The sequence below is a fragment of the Methanoregula sp. genome, from assembly GCF_002835825.1.
Classification (GTDB): Archaea; Halobacteriota; Methanomicrobia; order Methanomicrobiales; family Methanospirillaceae; genus Methanoregula.
The window spans coordinates 1-5,683 of the sequence record NZ_PIZH01000122.1; the positions used below are offsets into that span (position 1 = coordinate 1).

General features: G+C 56.4%; 4 protein-coding genes and 1 pseudogene. 3 read left to right on the forward strand and 2 right to left on the reverse strand.

Going from position 1 to position 5,683, the window contains the following annotated elements:
* Positions 1 to 69: 69 nt before the first annotated feature.
* Both CW742_RS05895 and CW742_RS05900 read right to left on the reverse strand, forming a co-directional pair.
* Positions 70 to 1,011, reverse strand: coding sequence for a cache domain-containing protein (locus tag CW742_RS05895; protein ID WP_292417798.1), 942 nt, complete (start codon positions 1,009 to 1,011; stop codon positions 70 to 72).
* A gap of 327 nt (positions 1,012 to 1,338) precedes the next feature.
* Entirely contained in the window at positions 1,339 to 2,277 is a 939-nt protein-coding gene (locus CW742_RS05900; protein WP_292417801.1) for a cation diffusion facilitator family transporter, read from the reverse strand.
* A gap of 309 nt (positions 2,278 to 2,586) precedes the next feature.
* Here CW742_RS05900 and aepX point away from each other — a divergent pair, with 309 nt between their 5' ends.
* The 3 genes and pseudogenes from aepX to CW742_RS05915 all read left to right on the forward strand — a co-directional run.
* On the forward strand, positions 2,587 to 4,182 hold the full coding sequence (aepX, locus tag CW742_RS05905; protein WP_292417804.1) for a phosphoenolpyruvate mutase: 1,596 nt from the start codon (positions 2,587 to 2,589) through the stop codon (positions 4,180 to 4,182).
* Complete coding sequence (gene aepY / locus CW742_RS05910; protein ID WP_292417807.1) at positions 4,182 to 5,315, forward strand: phosphonopyruvate decarboxylase; 1,134 nt, start codon at positions 4,182 to 4,184, stop codon at positions 5,313 to 5,315. Before aepX ends, aepY begins: the two co-directional genes overlap by 1 nt.
* A gap of 97 nt (positions 5,316 to 5,412) precedes the next feature.
* Positions 5,413 to 5,683 (forward strand): annotated as a pseudogene (locus tag CW742_RS05915) (2-aminoethylphosphonate--pyruvate transaminase); the annotation flags it as partial.

Genomic DNA, 5,683 nt, shown 5'->3' on the forward strand with positions numbered 1-5,683 from the left:
CACTAAAAGGGACCGGGGGTTGCAAACCGTCCTCATATTCCCGGGTGGCCCGAAAAAAAAGTTCCGGCCTCACTTCCGGTCAGTATAGATCCCAGACCCCACGAGCCAGGTATCGTCAACAGGAAGAACATAGCAGAGCTTCATACCGGGCTTTCCCGTGTCCGGGTTGTAATAGTCCACGTACACAAAACCCCCGCCTCCCTTTGCAGCCGCAATCTCCCATGCTGCCACCTTCACGCCATGGGTATCGGCATAGTCCGTGCGGTCTGTGCCAATCGATTCCGGCTGGAAGGGCATCGCGAGCGTTGTGCCATTATACGCGTAGGCAAAGATGTAGCTGCTGCCGGTGGCAAACGTGCCGTTCCGGTCATTGAAGTCGCGGATCGCCTTTGCTGCGCCGTTTGCCTGTGCATACGTGCGGGCCTGCTTCACCCGCTCCACGAGCTGGTCTTTCTCTGCAGGGGCAAAGACAGCCGGGATTTCTGACAGGTAATCGCCGGACCCGACGAACCATGTAGTGTCTACCGGCCGGACGTAGGTGAGCTTGAGCTCTTCGCTATTATTATGGGCGGGATTTTTCGTGACATAGTAGACCCAGCCCCCGCCCTCACCGGCAAGCTCGATCATCCTCCGGATATGCATCACGCCGTTTGTGTCCGTTGCACTGGCCCGGTTCGTCCCGAGCATTTGTGGCTGGTAGGGCCACGCGAGTGTTGTCCCGTCCATTCCATAGGCAAAGATGTAGCGGTCGCTTTCCGTGAACGTCCCGTTCAGGTTATTGAACTCAGTGAGCGCTGCATCCCTGCCGGACTGTTTTGCATATGCTGCGGCCGAGTCGACAAAACGGGAGAGACTGGCATACTGGCCATCGGCCGTCTGCGCCGGCACGATCACGGCCGGAGTTCCCGTTGTCGCGGGAGCCGGGGAATTCGCTGACGGAGCGGAGCACCCCGCGGATATGATGGCGGCCAGAGCGAGGAGCAGCACCAGGGAAAAGAACGTTGCTTTCATCCTACTGGATTTACCGGCAGCTCATCTTGAACATTGTTATTTTGTCCGGGGAGATCCGCGACGGGAAGAAAACCAGTTCGCGGTTTTCATATATGCCTCCGTGCAATCAGGATACTATTGCCCGTGGAGGAAATGGTACTATGACTGTTATACAATCCGAACGATCCCCGCTCGCCCGCCTCATGCTCTTCATGGTCTGTCTGGCTCGTGCCGGCAGTGCTGTTGCCGGGGCGCATTATTATGCCGTGGACCTCCCGGGGCAGAACCCCCCTCCCCGAGAACGGAGGGGGGAAGGTCCCGGCGTGAGTGCCTGGCAAAAGAACCTGATTACGTATCATTCTTCTTACGTGGAGGTTTCCGGGAGGGAATGATGCTGACAATGCTTTCTGGGATCCTGGATTCCAGCGAGTCCCTGATCCGGTCGATGCTGTCCTGCACTTCGGACATCGGCCGGATCCCTTCGAATTCTAAAAAGATCTCGATATAGATGCTGTGGCCCGACCTGCGCGAGCGGACTTCGTGGAGGGCGGTATATTCATCGAAAAATTCTGCAAGGTTCTGGACAATAACCATCTGGAGTTCTTCGTCAAGGGTCTTGTCGAGAAGGGCCGGCAGGGATGAGGAGAAGATCCGGTATCCCGATGTCACGATGACCCCGGCAATAATGAAGGAGGAGAGCGGGTCGATATACAGGGACCAGGCATAGGACGAGAGCGCAAGGGTAGCGACAACCGAGAGAAGGACAAAGAAATCCGAGAGCGCCTTGGAGCGGTAGAGCCGCCACTGGGAATGAAGGATGGGCGAGGGGGAGATTTGGTACAACCGTGAGTTCTTCCTCCAGAGCCAGACGTTCTTGCTGCCCCCCAGGAAGAGGAAGAGGATCCCAAGGAGAGCCCCTTCGAGGACAATCTCGCTGGGCACTGCAATGCGGTACAGCGCCATGATGATGACAAAAGCAAGCGAGATGAACATGACCCCGCCCGTGATCAGGGAGGCGAAGGTCTCGAATTTGCCTACGCCGTAATCATAGGCGCCCGCACCGCCGTCACCCATCTTCCTTAGGGTCAGGTAGGAGAGGAAGGTTGCCAGGACCTCGTTGGTGGCTTTGATTGCATCCGCATAGAGGACGATGGATCCGGCAAGGATTGCAGCAACGATGCAGGGAATGATGCTGATAATATCCAGGACCAGGCCGACAAGGAGTGTACGCTGCTTGGCGGCATGCATGGTTCCGCCGGAATTCTCCGGTTCAGGTTCCTGGGCCATAGCGAAGATCCCGGTAAACTCTTTTTTATTCGCAGATAAAACGACCGCCGGGTTCGTATCGCTGGCGGGAAAACCCGGCACTGGTGCCGTACGTGGGAGCTCCGCCCCGGCACGGATGCGGGCATGAGCCGCTGCCGGGCATACCTTTTTTAGTCTTGGGAACGGGAATGGATATACAATGCACCACGGTTTTTTCGACGCGGTAGCGGATGCCGCACCTCGTCCCCGTATGACCTGCGTATGCCCGTTCCTGCCGGACAAAACCGCTCCTTTCCTGCAGGCAGCACCCGTGACGGCGTTGAGGATACGATGAGAAAATCCACCCTTCTCCGGAAGATGATAACATCACCGGAGCTGGAATTCCTCATGGAAGCCCACAGCGGCATCTCGGCAAAAATTGTCGAGGAAGCCGGATTCAAAGGCATCTGGGCAAGCAGCCTTTCCATCTCCGCCTCCCTGGGCCTCCGCGATAACAACGAAGCCTCCTGGACCCAGGTCGTCGATGTAGCCGAGTACATGAACGATGCCACAACGCTTCCGATCCTGCTTGACGGGGATACCGGGTACGGTAATTTCAACAATGCACGGAGGCTTGTGCGAAAACTGGAATCGAGAAATATCGCGGGAGTCTGTATCGAGGACAAGGTATTCCCCAAGACAAATTCCCTGGCCAGCCGGGGAAAACAACCCCTTGCAGATATCAGCGAATTCTGCGGCAAGATCCGGGCCATGAAAGATACCCAGGTGGACCCTGATTTTGTGGTTGTTGCACGGGTCGAGGCATTTATCGCCGGCTGGGGCCTTGAGGAGGCGCTGGCACGGGCCGACGAGTACCGGAATGCCGGTGCCGATGCGATCCTCATCCACAGTAAAAAATCCAGTGCTGTTGAGATCGAACAGTTCATGAAGGCGTGGAAGAACCCAACCCCGGTCATTGTCATTCCCACAAAATATTATTCAACGCCCCCAGAGAAACTGGCCTCGCTGGGGGTAAGCACGGTCATCTGGGCAAACCACAACCTGCGGGCTTCCATCACGGCCATGCAGAGACTGTCGCGCCAGTTGCATGACGAGCAGTACCTGATCAATATCGAAGATACCATCGTTCCCGTGGGCGAAGTGTTCCGCCTCCAGGGGGACGCTGAACTGGAAGCGGCAGAACAGGCATACCTTCCCGTTGCCGGCAAAACGATCAATGCAATCATCCTTGCAGCATCCCAGGGGAAAACTCTCGGGATACTGACTGCACATATCCCCAAAGCGCTCCTCAAAATCGGGGGGAAACCGATCCTTTTTCACCAGATCGATCACTTTACCCAGATGGGGATCAAGGACATTGTCGTTGTCCGGGGATTTGCCAAGGAGAACGTTGTCTCCGACAAGATCAGGACCATTGATAATGACGATTTCCGGAATACCACGGAACTTTTATCGCTGTACCTGGCAAAAGATGAGATCCGGGAGTCCTCGATCATCTCCTACGGGGACCTTTTCTATAAGAGTTACATCTTGAACGAACTGGTCAACGATGACAGCGATATCACTATCATCGCCGATGCGGATTATTCCCGGGACTCTGGCTACCACGAATACGTGAAGACCAGTATCCCGTATTCCAAGAAACTGTTCTTTAAAAATGTCAGTCTCAGTCAGATCGGCCCGGACCTGGAACCGGGTGAGATCTGCGGGGAATTCATCGGCATCTTCAAGCTCAGCCGGAGAGGCGGGGATATCGTCCGGGAAACCCTTGAGGTGATGCATGACCGGAAGAATTTCGGCCGACTGCGCATGAAGGATCTCTTCATGGAGATTCTCAGGAAGCATCCCATCTGCGTCAAGTTCATCAAAGGAAACTGGCTGGACATCAACACCATCGCCGACCTGCAGAGAATGGATGAGATATAATGCTTAACCCCGGGTCGTTCGTTCATCAGCTCCAGGAACGGGGCTTCTCCTTTTATTCCGGCGTACCGTGTTCGTACCTGAAAGGCCTTATCAACAGTGCCCAGGATTCCGGGGAATATATCATTGCCGCTAACGAGGGGGACGCGGTTGCCGTGTGTGCGGGAGCGTACCTGGGGGGAAAGAAACCGGTTGTGCTGATGCAGAACTCCGGGCTGACCAATGCACTCTCGCCCCTCACATCACTCTGTGCCGTGTTTAAAATTCCCGTGCTGGTATTTGTCAGTCTCCGGGGGGAAGAAGGCGTTCCCGATGAACCCCAGCATGCGCTCACCGGAACGATCACCATCCCGCTGCTCAGAATGATGGGCATTCCCTGGGAGTATTTGTCCGACGATTATGGGGAAGCAGTCGGACAGCTGGACCGTGCAGCCCGGATCCTTGAACAGGGGGAGATGTTCGCATTTGTTGTAAGAAAAGACATCTTCTCCCCCTATCCGGCTCCCCGGAATGAAGGGGAGCGTGCCCGGTCCACCAGAACAGAAATCCCTTCCGGCAGGGACGCCCTGCCCCTGCGATCGGATGCCCTGGAGGTGATCCGTTCCGCAAAAGACGGCCATACGTTTCTCATTGCGACAACGGGATACACAAGCCGGGAGTTATCCGTCACGGGTGACGAGAGAGACGAGTTTTACATGATCGGTTCCATGGGCTGCGCTGCATCGATCGGCCTCGGTCTGGCACGGGCCCGGCCGGACCGGTCATTCATCACCGTGGACGGGGACGGGGCACTCCTCATGAGACTCGGAAGTCTTGCAACGATCGGCTGGTACCGTCCAAAAAACCTGCTCCACATCCTCTTGGACAACAGTTCCTATGAATCCACGGGAGGACAGCCAACGGTCTCCGGCGTTGTGGACTTTGCCGGAACTGCGGCATCGTGCGGGTACAAAAAGGCCGTGCACGCACACAATCTCGAAGAACTCTCCCACTACCTGTCCGCGTGGAAACAGGACCCGGAATTAACCTTTATTCACCTGAAGATACAACAGGGGACGTGCGAGAACCTGGGACGGCCTGCCACGCTGCCCCCGCAGATGAAAGAGCGGTTTATGCAGGCCCTGGGGGGACCGTAACGGTGAGAACGGTGCTGTCCCTTTGGATAAACCGGAACCGGACCTTTGGCCCCGCAGCCTTCCTTCTGCCTGTACCAGACACAAAAGAGCCAGAACCATGAAACGCAATATTCTCTTGAACCCGGGACCTGCCACCACGACCGATACCGTGAAAGCTGCACAGGTAGTGCCGGATATCTGTCCGCGGGAGGATGAGTTCGTGCAGGTACTCTCCATGATACGCCAAGACCTGGTGAAGATAGCCGGGGGCGATGATACGTACACCTCCGTCCTGTTTGCCGGATCCGGACCAGCCGGCATGGACCCCGTGATCAACTCCGCGGTCCCGGAAAACGGGCCCGTCGCTGTCATCGTGGACGGGGCCCATG

Excerpts from the sequence above, each read along its gene's own strand:
- CW742_RS05895 (WP_292417798.1), bottom strand. The coding sequence starts at position 1,011 with ATGAAAGCAACGTTCTTTTCCCTGGTGCTGCTCCTCGCTCTGGCCGCC.
- CW742_RS05900 (WP_292417801.1), bottom strand. The coding sequence starts at position 2,277 with ATGGCCCAGGAACCTGAACCGGAGAATTCCGGCGGAACCATGCATGCC.
- aepX (WP_292417804.1), top strand. The coding sequence starts at position 2,587 with ATGAGAAAATCCACCCTTCTCCGGAAGATGATAACATCACCGGAGCTG.
- aepY (WP_292417807.1), top strand. The coding sequence starts at position 4,182 with ATGCTTAACCCCGGGTCGTTCGTTCATCAGCTCCAGGAACGGGGCTTC.